Origin of the sequence: Flavobacterium sp. GSP6, from assembly GCF_003984855.1 — a bacterium.
GTDB lineage: Bacteria > Bacteroidota > Bacteroidia > Flavobacteriales > Flavobacteriaceae > Flavobacterium.
Window position 1 is genome coordinate 43,693 of sequence record NZ_RYDO01000002.1, and the last position, 17,468, is coordinate 61,160.

Below are 17,468 nucleotides of genomic sequence, written 5' to 3' on the forward strand. Positions count from 1 at the left end.
TATAAAGGATTATGTCGTCTCACTACGAAGCAACCATTAGAAAACCCTTAGTTATAGGTGATAAAACTTATCATGATGTAACTGTAGATGTAGCAGCACCTGTTGAAGGTAAAGCAAATAAACATTGGTGGATTGTATTTTCAATTGCATTAATAGCCTTCCTTTGGGGTTTAGGCTGTATAATTTACACTGTTTCTACAGGTATTGGAACATGGGGGTTAAATAAAACTGTTGGATGGGCTTGGGATATCACGAACTTTGTTTGGTGGGTTGGTATTGGTCATGCTGGAACTTTAATTTCGGCAGTATTATTGCTTTTCCGTCAGCGTTGGAGAATGGCTATTAACCGTTCTGCTGAAGCAATGACAATTTTCTCTGTTATCCAGGCAGGTTTATTTCCAATTATTCACATGGGTCGTCCATGGTTAGCCTATTGGGTTTTACCAATTCCGAATCAATTTGGTTCTCTTTGGGTGAATTTTAACTCACCATTACTTTGGGATGTATTTGCAATTTCTACCTATCTTTCTGTTTCATTAGTATTTTGGTGGACTGGTTTATTACCTGATTTTGCCATGTTGCGTGACAGAGCAATAACTCCTTTTAATAAAAGAGTATATTCTATATTGAGTTTTGGTTGGAGCGGTAGAGCAAAAGACTGGCAACGATTTGAAGAAGTTTCTTTAGTTCTTGCAGGTTTAGCAACTCCGCTTGTGCTTTCGGTGCACACAATTGTATCAATGGATTTTGCCACGTCAGTTATTCCTGGCTGGCATACTACAATTTTTCCGCCTTACTTTGTTGCTGGAGCAGTTTTCTCAGGGTTTGCAATGGTAAATACGTTGCTGATTATTATGAGAAAAGTTTCAAATTTAGAAGCTTATATCACAGTTCAACACATTGAATTGATGAATATCGTAATCATGATTACAGGTTCAATTGTAGGTGTTGCTTATATTACGGAATTATTTGTTGCATGGTATTCCGGTGTAGAGTATGAACAATATGCCTTTTTAAACAGAGCTACTGGACCGTACTGGTGGGCTTATTGGTCTATGATGACTTGCAATGTTTTTTCTCCACAATTCATGTGGTTTAAAAAATTAAGAACAAGTATTATGTTTTCCTTTATAATTTCAATTGTAGTGAATATTGGAATGTGGTTTGAAAGATTTGTAATCATTGTAACTTCATTGCACAGGGATTATTTGCCATCTTCATGGACAATGTTCTCTCCTACATTTGTTGATATTGGAATTTTTATTGGAACTATAGGATTCTTCTTCGTACTGTTTTTACTCTATTCCAGAACATTTCCTGTGATAGCTCAGGCAGAGGTGAAAACAATTTTAAAAGGAACCGGAGATAATTACAAAAGAGAAAGAGAAGCAAATAAAGATTCACACCATGAGTAATAAAGTAATATACGCCATTTATAATGACGATGATATTTTGATGGATGCGGTTAAAAAAACCCGAGCAGCCCATCATCATATTGAAGAAGTTTTTACTCCATTCCCTGTACACGGTTTGGATAAAGCTATGGGAATTGCACCAACGAGATTAGCGATTTGTGCTTTCCTGTATGGTTGCGTAGGTATTTCGGTAGCAACAGCCATGATGAATTATATAATGATTCAAGATTGGCCTCAGGATATTGGTGGAAAGCCAAGTTTCAGTTATATTGAAAATATGCCAGCTTTTGTTCCAATTATGTTTGAACTTACAGTGTTCTTTTCTGCTCACTTAATGGTTATTACTTTTTATATGAGAAGTAAATTATGGCCTTTCAAAGAAGCGGAAAATCCTGATGTAAGAACCACAGATGACCATTTTTTAATGGAAGTTGCTGTAAACAATAATGAAGAGGAATTAGTTTCTTTTTTCCAAAGCACGGGAGCTGTAGAAGTTAAAGTAATAGAAAAGCATTAATTATAGATATGAAAAGCGTATATAAAATAACACTTTTATTTGGTATAACTATTTTAGTTTCCTCCTGCCATAATAATGCGGCACCAAACTATCAGTATTTTCCAAATATGTATGAGTCAGTAGGGTATGAAACTTATTCTGAATCAAATGCATTTAAAAATGGTAAAGAAGGACAACTTCCTGCTCAAGGATCCATAAACCGAGGGTTTGAGCCTTTTGAATACGAAAACTCTACGGCTGGATATGAGTTAGCTAAAGTGAATCTTAAATCTCCTTTAGACTCCTTAAGTAGAGAACCTGAAAAGGCAAAAGAACTTTTTGAAATTTATTGTATCAGTTGCCACGGTGCTTCTGGAAACGGTAAAGGTAAACTGGTAGAAAGAGAAAAATTTCTGGGTGTTCCTAGTTATAAAGATAGAGTTATTACTGAGGGAAGTATTTATCATGTAATAACGTATGGTTTGAATTCTATGGGCTCGCATGCAAACCAGTTGAGTGCCCATGAACGTTGGTTGGTTACTGACTATGTTCTAAAACTAAAAAGCGAATTATAATTGTTGAACAAACTGATCGTAATAGATATGTATACATTTTCAAGTAAATTAAAAACTTTTTCTTTCCTCTTAATGGCCATAGGCGTATTAGGGATTGGATATGGTTTTTGGAGTGCACCAAAGGATATTCAAGAAGTTGAAACTCTTCTTGCTGCTGAAAGCCATGGTAGTCATGGAGAAGTTAAACATGAAACTTCAAAACCTGTTGAAGAGCATGTTGTTTCTAACGGGCACGAGGAAGCTCAAAGTACAAAAGAGGGCAATGCAATAGTATCGCCTACGGACAGCACTTCAGAAGTTATTAATGAAGTTCATGAGAATTCGTTACACACCGAAGTAGCTGTAAAAAAGGGTGAACATGAAATTAGTGAAGAAGTGAAACATGCGGAACATGCGGAACATTTGAATCATGTTTTGCATCAGTTGCAAAATAAGCCATGGGCTGCTTTTTATGTTGCCTGTATATTCTTTATGTTGGTATCTTTGGGTGTTTTAGCTTTTTATGCTATTCAACAAGTAGCTCAGGCTGGTTGGTCGCCTGTTTTGTTTAGAGTTATGCAGGGTATAACGTCTTATTTACCAGTAGGGTCTGTTGTCTTTTTTATAGTATTATTGTTATGTGGTCTTCATCTTAATCATCTTTTTATATGGTTAGATCCTGAAGTTGTTGCTACGGATAAATTAATTGCGAATAAAGCGGGGTATTTAAATTTTCCTTTTTGGATTATTAGGGCAGCTATATTTTTGACTGGTTGGAATTTGTATCACTATTTTTCTAGAAAATATTGTTTAGCGCAAGATGATGCTAGTGATGATTTATTTTACAAGAAAAACTTTAAATTATCGGCTGTCTTCTTAGTTTTCTTTATTGTTACAGAATCGATAATGTCCTGGGACTGGATTATGTCTATCGATCCACATTGGTTTAGTACTTTATTTGGGTGGTATGTTTTTTCAAGTTTCTTTGTTAGTGGAATCACCACGATAGCATTAGTTACTTTGTATTTGAAATCTAGAGGTTTTTTAGAGCACGTTAATACGAGTCATATTCATGATTTAGCAAAATTCATGTTCGGTTTTAGTATATTTTGGACTTATTTATGGTTTTCACAATATATGCTTATTTGGTATGCTAATATTCCGGAAGAGGTAACTTATTATATAACTAGAATCGAATTATATAATATTCCGTTCTTTGGTGCTGTGGTTATGAATTTTGTATTTCCTTTGTTGATCTTAGTTAATACTGATTTTAAAAGAATTACATGGGTTTTAGTCATGGCAGGTGCCGTTATTTTGGTTGGACATTATATAGACTTTTTCAACATGATTATGCCAGGAACTGTTGGAGACAGATGGTTCATTGGGGTTTCAGAGATAGCTTCTGTTCTTTTCTTCCTTGGATTATTTATTTATGTTGTTTTTACAGCATTGACAAAAGTTCCTTTGTTGCCAAAAAGAAATCCATTTATTGAAGAAAGTAAACATTTCCATTATTAATATTTAAAGAAAAAAACAGATGACAAGTTTGTTGGTAATTATAGTTTTAGCTTTATTAGCTGTTGCTTTGTGGCAATTGACTAAAATATTCGATCTGACGCAAGTTGGATCCAATTCCGATAGCTCTGAAGTAGCTACAGATAATGACAATAACGTTCAAGGTTATTTAATGTTTGGTTTTTTGGCCTTTATTTATATTTTTTCAATATATGGTTTTTTTGCTTGGGGACCTTTAGTCCTTCATACATCTGCTTCTGCTCATGGTGAACAAGTGGATTATTTGATGAACATAACTTGGATTCTTATCTTTATTGTGCAAGCTATTACTCAGGTTTTATTGCATTATTTTGCTTTCAAATACAGAGGAAAAAAAGATCAAAAGGCACTTTATTTTGCCGATAATAATAAATTAGAAGCTATTTGGAGCGTTATTCCTGCAGTAGTTTTGGCAGGATTAATACTTTATGGATTGTATGCTTGGAATAATATTATGTTTGTTGATGAAGATGAAGATACAATCGTAATCGAATTATATGCGCAACAGTTTAACTGGAAAGCCAGATATTCAGGAGAGGATAACGTACTTGGAAAAGCAAATGTAAGGTTTATCGAAGGTGCAAATGCTGTAGGAGTTGATTTATCGGATCCATATTCTCAAGATGATATATTGGTAACAGAATTGCATATTCCAAAAGGGAAGAAAATTCATTTCAAAATGCGTTCTCAAGACGTTTTACATTCTGCTTACATGCCTCACTTTAGAGCGCAAATGAATTGTGTTCCTGGTATGGTAACTGAGTTCGCTTTTGAGCCTGTTTATACCACTGTAGAATACAGAGAATTGCCTTATATGGTTGAAAAAGTTGCAAATATTAATGCTTTAAGGGCTAAGAAAAGTGTTGGTTTGGTGGCAAAAGGAGAGGCAGCTTTAGATCCTTATACTTTTGATTATCTGTTACTTTGTAATAAAATTTGTGGTACATCTCATTACAACATGCAAATGAAGATCATTGTAGATACTCCTGAAGACTATAAAGCTTGGTTGAAAGAGAAGGCTACTATCGTTAATGAAGTTAAAGCAGCTTTAGCTACGCCAGCTCCTGTAGATACTGGAGCAAGTACTGATACTGCTGCTGCTGTAACGGCAATGAAATAATATTATAAAAAAAATTTAAAGTAAACATATATGTCAGCAGAAGGTCACGATCACGCAATAGATCACGAACACGAACATCACCATAAAGACACTTTTATTACTAAATATATTTTTAGTATTGATCATAAGATGATTGCCAAACAATACCTAATTACGGGTATCATTATGGGGATTATTGGTGTTGGGATGTCTATGCTTTTTAGAATGCAATTAGCATGGCCGGAAGAATCTTTCCGAATATTTAATATTTTACTAGGGGATAAATTTGCTCCTAATGGAGTCATGGCTAATGATATTTACTTAGCATTGGTTACTATTCATGGAACAATAATGGTTTTCTTTGTTTTAACGGCTGCCCTGAGTGGTACTTTTAGTAACTTATTGATTCCACTTCAAATTGGAGCGCGAGATATGGCATCCGGTTTTATGAATATGATTTCGTATTGGTTGTTTTTCTTATCTAGTGTAATCATGATTAGTTCCCTTTTTGTTGAGGCTGGTCCTGCTTCTTCAGGATGGACGATATATCCTCCCTTAAGTGCTTTACCACAAGCTATTCCTGGTTCAGGTATGGGTATGACATTATGGTTAATTTCAATGGCTATTTTTATTGCATCTTCTTTAATGGGATCTTTGAACTATGTTGTTACGGTAATTAACTTAAGGACTAAGGGAATGTCTATGACTCGATTACCACTTACTATATGGGCTTTCTTTGTGACTGCTATTATTGGTATAGTATCTTTTCCTGTTCTTTTATCAGCTGCTTTATTATTGATTTTTGATAGAAGCTTTGGTACTTCATTTTTCTTATCTGATATTTATATTGCAGGGGAAGTGTTACATTATCAAGGAGGTTCTCCAGTATTGTTTGAGCATTTATTCTGGTTTTTAGGTCACCCTGAAGTTTATATAGTTTTATTACCTGCTTTGGGTATTACTTCTGAAGTGATTGCTACAAATTCTCGTAAACCAATTTTTGGTTACAGAGCAATGATTATGTCAATTATTGCAATTGCATTCTTATCGACGATAGTGTGGGGGCATCATATGTTTGTCTCCGGTATGAATCCGTTTTTAGGATCTGTATTTACATTTACAACATTGTTAATTGCGATACCTTCAGCGGTAAAAGCGTTTAATTATATTACAACATTGTGGAAAGGAAATTTACAATTGAATCCGGCTATGCTGTTTTCTATTGGATTGGTTTCTACATTTATTACAGGTGGTTTAACAGGGATTATTCTTGGGGATAGTACACTTGATATTAATGTACACGATACTTATTTTGTTGTAGCTCACTTTCACTTGGTAATGGGAATTTCTGCACTTTATGGAATGTTTGCAGGTATTTATCACTGGTTTCCAAGATTATTTGGAAGAATGTTAAACAAGAATCTTGGATATGTACACTTTTGGGTAACTGCAATTTGTGCCTATGGAGTTTTCTTTCCGATGCACTTTATTGGACTAGCGGGTCTGCCAAGACGTTACTATACAAACACCAACTTTCCGTTATTTGATGATTTACAAAATGTTAACGTTTTGATCACAATATTTGCTTTAATTGGTGGTGCCTTTCAATTGGTTTTCTTGTACAATTTTTTCAGTAGTATCTTCTACGGTAAAAAATCAGTAATGAATCCTTGGAAATCAAATACATTAGAGTGGACTGCACCTGTGGAACATATTCATGGGAACTGGCCAGGAGAAATTCCTGAGGTTCATCGTTGGCCTTATGACTACAGTAATCCAGCTCATGATGTAGATTTTGTACCTCAAAATGTTCCAATGAAAGAAGGTGAAGAAGTTTTACATCACTAAAATATAAAAAAAGCCTCGCGAAAGTAGAGGCTTTTTTTTAGGACATTACTCAATTTTCATCCCTTTTGTAAGTGTGTAATCACTGTATTTATAGAAGGGTTCAATTGTCAATGCAGTGCATTCTATAACCATTGTGGTGTCTGGATTTTGTTTGAATGAATAAAAAAATAACATACTGAAATAGATTGCTTGATAGTATTGCTTTTTTATTTATAGCATTTGAAATTTAAATTTATAATTCAATATTGCTTTGCTATCTTTGTTATATGAATGAAAATTTAGACCCAACAGCAAATGGTTACAATTCAGAAGAGCTAGATCTTGAAAAAAAATTGAGACCACTTTCTTTTGATGATTTTGCAGGACAAGACCAAATATTAGAAAATCTGAAAGTTTTTGTTCAGGCTGCAAATCAACGAAATGAAGCACTTGATCACACGCTGTTTCATGGTCCACCTGGCTTAGGAAAAACAACTTTAGCCAATATTCTTGCCAATGAATTGCAAGTGGGAATCAAAATTACTTCCGGTCCGGTTTTAGACAAACCTGGAGATTTAGCCGGTTTACTGACTAATCTAGAAGAAAGAGACGTTTTATTTATTGATGAAATTCATCGTTTGAGTCCAATAGTAGAAGAATATTTGTATTCTGCTATGGAGGATTTTAAGATTGATATCATGATTGAATCTGGACCTAATGCAAGAACCGTCCAAATCAATCTAAATCCATTTACCTTAATTGGAGCCACCACGCGTTCTGGTTTATTAACCGCTCCTATGAGAGCGCGTTTTGGAATTTCTTCCCGCTTACAATATTATACCACTGAGTTACTCACCACAATCGTAGAAAGAAGTGCTACTATATTTAAAATGCCTATATCCATGGAGGCAGCTATAGAAATAGCTGGTCGTAGTCGTGGAACTCCTCGCATCGCGAACGCATTGTTACGGCGTGTGCGTGATTTTGCCCAGATAAAAGGGAATGGCACTATCGATATAGAAATTGCCCGTTACGCCTTAAAAGCACTTAATGTAGATGCTCATGGCCTGGACGAGATGGATAATAAAATACTAAATACAATTATCGATAAATTCAAAGGCGGACCTGTAGGTTTATCTACTTTGGCGACAGCCGTATCTGAAAGCAGTGAAACAATCGAGGAAGTCTATGAACCATTTTTGATTCAGGAAGGTTTTATTATGCGTACGCCAAGAGGTAGAGAAGTTACCGATAAAGCATATCAACATTTAGGGAAATTAAAAACAAACAATCAAGGCGGTTTATTCTGATTTTTAGGAGCTGTTTCCCGCTTTCCGCTGTATTTCCGATATAGAAAACAAGGCTTTTTCAGCCGTAGTTTTTGTTAATCGGGAGACGCCGATGCTATCAGGTCTTGGAATCCCGTTTATTAACTTCTATTTTTTAACTATATTAATACAAAAGCGACATACACGCAATTTATCAAATCTGAAGCGAAACGTCTCGGATTTTTATCCTGTGGAATAGCTAAAGCTGGTTTCTTGGAACAAGAAGCACCGCGGTTAGAAAACTGGTTGGAGAACAATAGAAATGGCCAAATGTACTATATGGAAAACCATTTTGACAAGCGTTTAAATCCAACTTTACTCGTTGAGGATGCTAAAAGTGTAGTTTCACTGTTGTTAAATTATTATCCAGAAGACCTGCAAAATACAGATTCTTATAAGATTTCAAAATATGCGTACGGTCAGGATTATCATTTTGTGATCAAGGAAAAACTCAAAGAATTTTTATTTTCTATTCAATCTACAATCGGAGATGTTTCTGGTCGGGCCTTTGTAGATTCTGCTCCAGTCCTTGACAAAGCTTGGGCTGCCAAAAGTGGTTTGGGTTGGATAGGCAAAAACAGTAATTTATTGACACAAAAAGTAGGTTCTTTTTACTTTATCGCGGAACTCATTATCGATTTAGATTTAGACTATGACAATCCTACAACCGATCATTGTGGTACGTGTACAGCTTGTATAGATGCGTGCCCTACAGCGGCAATAGTTGCGCCTTATGTAGTAGATGGCAGCAAATGCATTTCCTATTTTACAATTGAATTAAAAGAAAATATCCCTCAGGAGATGAAAGGTAAATTTGATGAATGGGCTTTTGGATGCGATGTGTGTCAGGATGTTTGTCCTTGGAACAAGTTTTCAAAAGCACATAATGAACCTTTATTTAACCCAAATCCAGAATTACTGTCCTTGTCCAAAAAAGATTGGATAGAAATTACTGAAGAAACATTTAAAGCTGTTTTTAAAAACTCACCAATTAAAAGAGCCAAGTTTCAAGGATTAAAAAGGAATATTGATTTTTTACAGTAACGAAATTTTGAAACTTAATTTATTTGAATTTTGTAGAAGATTCTCTAACAATAATGCTTGTTTCTAATTCAACAGTTCTTGGAGTAAAAGGAATTCCTTCTTTATGACAATTCATTTCTTCTAACAATAAGTTAAAAGATTCAATTCCCATTTCATGGCTTGGCTGATCTACAGTACTAAGTTTTGGAGTCAGTACTTGCGATATAAACCAATTGCTAAAACCAATTACCGCTACTTGTTCCGGGACATTGATTTTGTTTTCATTAAAATAGTCTAATACTCCCACTGCTACCAGATCTGTTATAGCAAAAATGCCGTCTATATCAGCATGCTCTTGAATAATCTGTTTAGCAAAATATCTTCCTTCTTCAAAAGTCACATTTTCACATGCAAAAACTAATTTTGTGTCAAAAGGAATGTTATTTTTCTCTAATGCTTTTTTATATCCAATATACCGATCTATTGAATTTTGTGGATTCAATGGCCCTCTAATGTGTGCTATTTTTCTACAACCAGTGTCGATTAAGTGTTGCACTGCATTAAAGGCCGCTTTTTGGTCATCAATTATTACTTTCGAGCATTTAGAAAGCTTTGCTATTTTGTCAAACATAACAAAAGGAATATTTCTATTCATTATTTCTTTTATATGATCATCATTATTGGACTCATTTGATAAGGACATGATGATTCCGTCAACTCTTTTGTTTATAAGCAGTTCTACTTGTTTTTTTTCTAAAGCCAGTGTCTCATTTGATTGTAAAATGATTACTAAATAGCCGTTTTTTTCAGCTTCGTTGATGATAGCATTGACCACATTCGAAAAGAAATGATGTACAACTTCAGGAATAATTAGACCAATGGTTTTTGATTCTTTTGTTCTTAAATTTACAGCAAAACTATTAGGAGTGTAGTGTAATTGCTGGGCAAGTTCAATTACTGCTTTTTTAGTTTTTTCACTAACATCAGGGTAATTTTTAAGCGCTTTTGAAACAGTCGTTATTGAAATTCCCAGTTTTGTTGCAATTTCCTTAAGAGTAATGTCTTTCATGAATCGAATTTCTACGTATTTAATTTTAAGAAAAGGTGTTTATAGTAACTTTGCTGTGCGTCCTTTTTCAGTCTTTGACATAGGTATAAAAAAGACTATAAGTTCAAATATTCCTTACCAAGGTATTGATTTTTATCTTATTTCTGTAATTTTTTAATAATAAAACAAATTATTACACATTCGTTACATAAACTAATTGGATCTGCCATTTTTAGTAAAGGCGGGAACATCCTAGGTTGACGTTCTTTCATTTATACGTGTTCCGATCTTAATGTACTTAAAACCAGAAGGGAATTGTTTTCTTTAATAGATTTCGGCATTCCTTCAATGACTCTGAAACGTGGGTTTTAGAAATCCGTAATTGAGTGGCTATTTCGTTGATAATGGGATTTTTCAAAGTTCAATACTTTTGTTTAAAACCCTAAAAAAAAGCACAATAACTTTTTTGTTATCCTAAAAAATTTCTGTAAATCAATCTTTTCATGATTGATTTACAGATGCATGGGTTTTTTTTGGGTTGTTGTAATTGTTAAAAATCAGTTTCGCTAAACTAGCATGGATTCATAAAGGCACTAATTTCATTATTTGAAATTTTGGGATTGGCTCCTTCATTTTTGGCTACAATGGCTCCTATTGCACAAGCGAAATCAATTGCTTCTTGGGGATCGGCATCCTTTAATAGTTTAGAAAGCAATCCGGCTAAAAAAGAATCTCCGGAACCCACGGTATCTACAACATCTATTTTATAGCCACTATTGTAGTACATTTTTTCATTGTAATACAACACCGCACCATGATTTCCTTTTGTAACGCAAATGTGTTTTGTATTCGTTTGTGTAGCAATAAAAAGAATATTTTGCTCTAATGAATGGTAGGGTGAATTCATAAAAGCACTTATTTCATACAATTCCTCATCATTAAATTTTATAAAATCTGACTGCATCATCAAATTAATCAGTAGTTCCTTAGTGTAAAAAGGAGCACGTAAATTAACATCGAAAACGGCATATTTTGCATAGTTAATTATTTCTAATAGGGAATCGTGCGAAACAGAATCTCTACATGCAAGACTCCCAAAAACTAGTGCATCTGCTTTCTTGACCATTATTTCGTCTTCTGCAATACATATAATTTTGTCCCAAGCAACCGGATAATTGATTGTGTATGAAGCAGCTCCTTTCTCATTTAATTGAACAATAACTTGTCCGGTAGAAGCGTTTTTATCTACTTGAATCGTATCGGTAACAACTCCATTTTTTTTAACAAAGGCAAGGAGTTCTTTTCCAATTTCATCATTTCCTACTCGGCTTATTATTTGAGCATCAATGCCAAGTGATGCTAAACGCAGCGCCACGTTCAATGGCGCTCCTCCGATTTTTTGGTGCGTTGGGAAAACGTCAAATAAAACTTCCCCGAAACAGATTATTTTTTTGGTCATAATTATTCTTTTTTTGACAAACTTTCAGATAGTTCTTCTAATGTTCTCCCTTTGGTTTCCGGCATTTTTGTAAATACCCAAAGCAATTGGAAAACCATCATTATGCAGAAGACGGCAAAAACGGTTGTTGTTCCAATCTCTTTAAACAAAAACGGAATGAATGATGGGATTAATGCTGCTAAAATCCAATGTACAGAAGTGCCAAAAGAGGTTCCGGCAGCTCGAAGTTTATTCGGGAACAATTCAGAGATAAATACCCAAATGACGGCTCCTTGACCTATGGCGTGTGAGGCTATAAACAAAAAGAAAAATAACGGAACAGCCATTCCTTTCCATTCAAAATAAAAGGCGGTTGTCACTAATCCTAGAGAAATAATGTATCCTACCGAACCCAAATACATGAGCGTTTTTCGGCCATATTTATCTATTAGCGAGATTCCAATCATGGTAAATATTAAATTGATTATCCCAATTCCGATACTACTCAAAAAAGAGGCAGATTTTTCTAATCCTGCCAATTCAAAAATTCGAGGCGCATAATATAAAAAAGCATTAATTCCGGAAAGCTGATTGAAAAAGGCAATAAAAAACGCTAAGAGCAATGGTTTTCTATATTTAGCCATGAAAATAGATTCGTTTTTCCCCTCCTGAATAGTTTCTTTTTCTATAGCAGCAATTTCCGCTTCTACTGCTGCGTCACTATTGATTTGTTTCAAAATAGCGACTGCTTTTTGTCTGTCTTTTTTGTATTCTAAAATCCAACGCGGACTTTCCGGGATTCCAAATACCAGAAGTGTGTAAATGAAAGATGGAAACGCTTGTATTCCTAACATCCATCGCCAGGCATTTTCTCCTATATCTTGCAAATAGTAGTTGGATGTAAAGGCGATTAAAATTCCAAAAACAATATTGAATTGGTACAAAGCAACCAGTTTTCCACGGTCTTTTGCAGGAGCAATTTCAGAAACATAGGTTGGAGCAGCAATGGTTGAAGCGCCAATACCAATTCCGCCAAGAAATCTAAAAACGGAAAAGAAAATGGGATCATTTGCGAATGCAGTTCCAATGGAAGAAACCAAAAACAGTAATCCTATAATTATTAGAGTCTTTTTCCGACCTAAAATATTCGTTGGAAACGCACCAAAAATAGCGCCAATAACCGTTCCCCATAATGCGGATGACATCACTACTAATCCATGAAACAAATCAGAAGAACCCCATAGTTGTTGCAATTGTTTATCTGCTCCTGAAATTACGACGGTGTCAAATCCAAATAGAAATCCTGCAAAGGCAACGATAATGGACCAATAGAGTATTTTTTTGTTATTCATTATTCTGTTTTTTTTAGTTAGTGGTTTTGGTTATTATAAATGAATTTTATTACCAGATTCCTTTTATTTCAGCAATACTAAAATTTTTAATTTCGTGATTTTCATCTGATTGAATGGTTAGTTTGGTATATGGTTTGTTAGGAAAAATTTGTTCTGTGAAACTGTAAACGCCACCGTTGAGGAAAATTTCTATTGAGGACCAATCTACTATGATTTGATAATCAATAGCCTCAGGAATTATATTTGGAATTTTGGTGTTGTGTATTTCTTCTCCAAAACTTTTTTCAAAATTGACTACGCCGGAATGTCTTCTGTCAACAGAAAAAGTCTTTCGTTTCGCATCGTAATTCATGACCAAAGAATCCTTTACATCATTGGAAAAAACCAATTTTAAATTTTTATTTTTAGCATTAAATTGTACTGCTGATTGATTTAAATATTGGTAATTAAATGTAGTTTTTTGATTCGCTTTTAGGATAATTTCATCTTTAGAAAAGGCTATGGCCTCTTGTTTTTTGAATTGTTCCACAGCAACGTTTTTTAGGACATAATCGCCATTGATTTTTGCAAGCGAAAGTTCTCTTGGCAACGTCATGGCGCTTCTCCAGTTTTTGGTAGGCGTATTTCTGGCATACAGCCAATTGCTCATCCAGCCTATGAATATCCGTTTGTTTTCTGGCGTATTATTGTACGTGACTCCGGCATAGTTATCAGCACCATTGTCAATCCATTTGATGTTTTTTTGGGTGGTTTTAAAACTTTTTCCATCAAAATCACCAATGAAATATTGTGTTCCTGAACCACCAAGTGGTGCACCGGGATTGATGCTAATGAGTAGAACCCATTTTTCTTCATTGGAACCGGCAATTTTTAATTTGAAAAGATCAGGACATTCCCAAACACCGCCATGAGCTCCTATATTTTTACCGAATTCACTTTCGAATTTCCAATTAATTAAATTTTTGGAAGTATAAAATTGTGCATGATCTCCTGCTACTAATACCATATTCCAAAGATTAGTTTCGGTATTCCAGAACATTTTAGGATCTCTAAAATCTTTCTGATCAACATTTCCTATGATTGGATTTCCATTGTATTTGAGCCAAGTTTCGCCTTCGTCTAAGCTATATGCCAATCCTTGCGTTTGATAATTTCTTTTGCCCGCTTTTTCGCCTGCCATGTCGTGATAGGTAAAAATGGCAATCATTGGTGGATTTTCTTTTGTTCCCAAACCAGAAGTATTTTTTAAATCTACAACGGCACTTCCTGAAAATATCATTCCTAATTTGTCAGGAAACAAAGCGATTTTTTGGTGTGTCCAATGGATTAAATCTGTACTTGTGGCGTGTCCCCAATGCATTGGTCCCCAAACGATATCATCTGGGTAATATTGGTAAAATAAATGATAAATCCCTTTATAGAAAACCATTCCGTTAGGATCATTCATCCATTTTTTTTCCGGAGAAAAATGAAATTGTGGTCTAAATGGTTCTTTGTATTTTTTAGAGGAATCTACTGCTAATTTTCCAGAAGCATCAATGGTGATAACATCATTTTTAGTTTCTTTTTTACAGGAAAACAAGGATAAAGAGACTCCCAATAGTATAAAAAAATAGGTGATTTTATTTGTGAACTTCATTAAAAAAAGGATTAATTAGTATAGTAAGTAAGTCGAAAGTTTAAAAGTCGTAAAGTCAAAAGAATTAACTTTAAGTAAAACAGCTTTAAATCATATTGTTACATAATTTTATCCTGATTTTAAAATACGATATTATACCATGGTTATTACTTATCTTCATAAAAATAGAATTATAATTTGTAATTGTTGATTTGGAATCGACCAAAAACGTTTTTGATGAGTCGAAAACGTTTTCGATTTGTATTTCACCTACTATCTGGATCGATGTACATTTTTAACGAATAATTTATATATGTTTGAAAATATTATTAAAATATTATATGATGAATTCAACAGTTAAAATATTGGTTTTCATGATTTTAGTTAGTACTGGGGTTTGTGGTCAAGCCCAATCAGACGAATGGCACTTATATGCTAATTCCAGAGAGAATTATTTTGGAGTTGCCATGGCCAATGGTCAAATAGGAATCGTGACTGACGACACACCTCTCAAAACAAAAGAAATTATCCTGAATGGTGTGTATGACGGAAGTCCTGAAAATGGGATCAGCAGAATAGTACGCGGAATAGAGTTTTTAAATCTGCATTTGAATATCAATAAGCAAGAAATCAAATCAGACAATATCGATAATTGGAGTCAAGTGGTTTCAATGAAAGAAGGAACGAGTACCACTTCCTTTTCGTTTAAAGATTTGGCCACAATTAATTACACGATTTTGGCTAATAGAGCTGTTCCTTTTTCAGCGATGGCAATTGTCGAAATTACTCCTATTAAGGATATAGAAATTACCGCTAACAATTACATGGTTGTTCCTGATGAACTGAAAGAGGCAAAAAGTCAGTTTCGGGTCTTAAAGGACAATCAGTATTTAATGCCGGTTTTTGGTACTACAGCTAAAACGCTAACCGGTAAATATACAGTGGCCGCTTCAACAACTTTTCTTTTTGATGGTGAAAGCGAAACCTTAAAACAAACCGGAAATGAAGTTGGGTTTACTAAAAAAATGATCAAAGGCCAAAAATACCGTTTTGCGGTTGCAGGAGGAATTTGCACTTCCAAGGATGTTACGGATCCTTTGAACGAATCCGAAAGACAACCTATTTATGCGCTGCAGGAAGGAATTGATAAATTATTGAACCGTCACAAACAAGCTTGGGCTGAATTATGGAAAACGGGTGACATACAAATTGAAGGCGACCTGGATGCGCAACAACGGGTGCGTTTCGCGTTGTATAACTTGTATTCTTATATACGTCCAGGAACCAGACAAAGTATTGCGCCTATGGGGTTGTCGTCTCAAGGCTATAACGGACATATTTTTTGGGATACGGAACTTTGGATGTATCCAACGCTCTTGGCACTGCAACCTGATATGGCAAAATCATGTTTGGATTATCGCTCAGATCGTTTGCAAAAAGCAAAACAAAAAGCCTTTATTTATGGGTACAAAGGAGCAATGTATCCTTGGGAATCTGATGATACAGGAGAAGAAGCAACACCAACTTGGGCCTTGACAGGTATTTTTGAACAGCACATCACAGCAGATGTTTCGATAGCTTTTTGGAATTATTACGCCTATACACAAGACACTTCTTGGTTGAAAAAAGAATGGGCGGTTCTTAAAGAAACAGCCGATTTCTGGGTAAGCAGAGTAGTTAAAAATCAAGACGGAAGTTTTTCTATTTTGAATGTAGTTGGTGCCGATGAGTATGCGCAACATGTAGATGACAATGCTTTTACCAATGCATCAGCGATCGAGTCTTTGAAAAATACGATTAAAGCAGCGACACTTTTAAATGAGCCGATCAATCCAGAATGGATAGCAGTATCAGAGAAATTAGTGATTCATAAAAAGGATGGGATTACTCAAAATTATAAAGGATATCAAGGACAAATGATCAAACAGGCAGATGTCAACTTATTAGCATATCCTTTGCATACAATCACTGACAAAGAACAAATAAAAAGAGATTTGGTATATTACGCCGAAAAAATTGACAAAAAAGATGGTCCAGCTATGGCTTCCGGAGTTTTATCGGTTCTATATGCTCGATTGGGAGATAGAGATAAAGCCTATAGTTATTTTGTGAAATCGTATTTACCTAACAGTCGGCCTCCTTTTGGCGTATTTTCGGAATCAGCCAATAGTAATAACCCTTATTTTGCTACTGGAGCCGGAGCAATGCTTCAAGCCGTTATTTATGGTTTTGGCGGAGTGGAACAAACGGATATGGGATTGAAATACAACAAGGGACTGCTGCCAAAACAATGGAAATCACTTAAGATTATTGGAGTGGGCGTGGATAATAAAACAATTGTTATCAAATAATACAGTAACCCGTTGGGTGTAATTACACCCAACGGGTTACTTTAAATAATTTTTGCCGCGAATATACAAGCAATCTATTTTGAAGATTGTTATAGTATTCGTGGTTTTTTGTTTTTAGAAGCCATTGGGTTTTATTCAATTTAAATTTTCGACAGAAAAAGCTGCATGATTGCTTTTACTATTTTAGGACTGATTGTTTAGATAGAATAAATAGGATGAAGTGATAAATGGTTTAATTATGTAATTTATTCCAAATTTATATTTTAAAGGCAATTACATTTTCATAATCATACGTTTAGTAAATGTGATTTTTTTAGCCGTTGAAACAGGGAGTAAAAAACGAAGTATTGATAGGTATGGCG

Annotated in this window: 13 protein-coding genes; 9 read left to right on the forward strand and 4 right to left on the reverse strand. The window is 34.7% G+C overall.

Annotation, left to right across the window (positions count from 1 at the left end; translation table 11 throughout):
• Nucleotides 1-11 precede the first annotated feature (11 nt).
• The 8 genes from nrfD to queG all read left to right on the forward strand — a co-directional run bounded on the left by nrfD (nucleotide 12) and on the right by queG (nucleotide 9,320).
• Nucleotides 12-1,415, forward strand: coding sequence for an NrfD/PsrC family molybdoenzyme membrane anchor subunit (gene nrfD / locus EKM03_RS02140; protein WP_126458410.1), 1,404 nt, complete (start codon nucleotides 12-14; stop codon nucleotides 1,413-1,415).
• Nucleotides 1,408-1,932, forward strand: coding sequence for a DUF3341 domain-containing protein (locus EKM03_RS02145; protein ID WP_126458413.1), 525 nt, complete (start codon nucleotides 1,408-1,410; stop codon nucleotides 1,930-1,932). The genes nrfD and EKM03_RS02145 overlap by 8 nt, the downstream gene beginning before the upstream one ends.
• Before the next feature lie 8 nt (nucleotides 1,933-1,940).
• A complete protein-coding gene (locus tag EKM03_RS02150) occupies nucleotides 1,941-2,486 on the forward strand; it encodes a cytochrome c (protein ID WP_126458417.1) in 546 nt (181 codons plus the stop codon).
• A gap of 27 nt (nucleotides 2,487-2,513) precedes the next feature.
• Nucleotides 2,514-3,986: a quinol:cytochrome C oxidoreductase gene (locus EKM03_RS02155; protein ID WP_126553155.1), complete on the forward strand. Its 1,473-nt coding sequence runs from the start codon at nucleotides 2,514-2,516 to the stop codon at nucleotides 3,984-3,986.
• A 19-nt stretch (nucleotides 3,987-4,005) separates the two neighbouring features.
• On the forward strand, nucleotides 4,006-5,142 hold the full coding sequence (locus tag EKM03_RS02160) for a cytochrome c oxidase subunit II (protein ID WP_126739810.1): 1,137 nt from the start codon (nucleotides 4,006-4,008) through the stop codon (nucleotides 5,140-5,142).
• A gap of 30 nt (nucleotides 5,143-5,172) precedes the next feature.
• Nucleotides 5,173-6,969: a cbb3-type cytochrome c oxidase subunit I gene (locus tag EKM03_RS02165; protein WP_126562636.1), complete on the forward strand. Its 1,797-nt coding sequence runs from the start codon at nucleotides 5,173-5,175 to the stop codon at nucleotides 6,967-6,969.
• Between the two features lie 266 nt (nucleotides 6,970-7,235).
• Nucleotides 7,236-8,258 (forward strand): Holliday junction branch migration DNA helicase RuvB, encoded by a 1,023-nt coding sequence (ruvB, locus tag EKM03_RS02170; RefSeq protein ID WP_126454217.1) that lies wholly within the window; start codon nucleotides 7,236-7,238, stop codon nucleotides 8,256-8,258.
• Nucleotides 8,259-8,399: 141 nt separating this feature from the next.
• Entirely contained in the window at nucleotides 8,400-9,320 is a 921-nt protein-coding gene (queG, locus tag EKM03_RS02175) for a tRNA epoxyqueuosine(34) reductase QueG (protein WP_126562634.1), read from the forward strand.
• A 19-nt stretch (nucleotides 9,321-9,339) separates the two neighbouring features.
• Here the strand turns inward: queG and EKM03_RS02180 are convergent, their stop codons facing one another.
• From EKM03_RS02180 to EKM03_RS02195, 4 genes are all read right to left on the reverse strand, one after another.
• Nucleotides 9,340-10,368, reverse strand: a complete 1,029-nt coding sequence (locus EKM03_RS02180) for a LacI family DNA-binding transcriptional regulator (RefSeq protein ID WP_126458431.1) — start codon at nucleotides 10,366-10,368, stop codon at nucleotides 9,340-9,342.
• A gap of 550 nt (nucleotides 10,369-10,918) precedes the next feature.
• Nucleotides 10,919-11,806, reverse strand: a complete 888-nt coding sequence (locus EKM03_RS02185; protein ID WP_126739811.1) for a carbohydrate kinase — start codon at nucleotides 11,804-11,806, stop codon at nucleotides 10,919-10,921.
• 2 nt (nucleotides 11,807-11,808) lie between these two features.
• A complete protein-coding gene (locus EKM03_RS02190; RefSeq protein WP_126563416.1) occupies nucleotides 11,809-13,137 on the reverse strand; it encodes a sugar porter family MFS transporter in 1,329 nt (442 codons plus the stop codon).
• Between the two features lie 49 nt (nucleotides 13,138-13,186).
• A complete protein-coding gene (locus EKM03_RS02195) occupies nucleotides 13,187-14,776 on the reverse strand; it encodes a glycoside hydrolase family 32 protein (RefSeq protein ID WP_126739812.1) in 1,590 nt (529 codons plus the stop codon).
• Between the two features lie 323 nt (nucleotides 14,777-15,099).
• Between EKM03_RS02195 and EKM03_RS02200 the strand changes: the two genes are divergently transcribed.
• On the forward strand, nucleotides 15,100-17,106 hold the full coding sequence (locus EKM03_RS02200; RefSeq protein WP_126739813.1) for a glycoside hydrolase family 65 protein: 2,007 nt from the start codon (nucleotides 15,100-15,102) through the stop codon (nucleotides 17,104-17,106).
• Nucleotides 17,107-17,468: the final 362 nt, after the last annotated feature.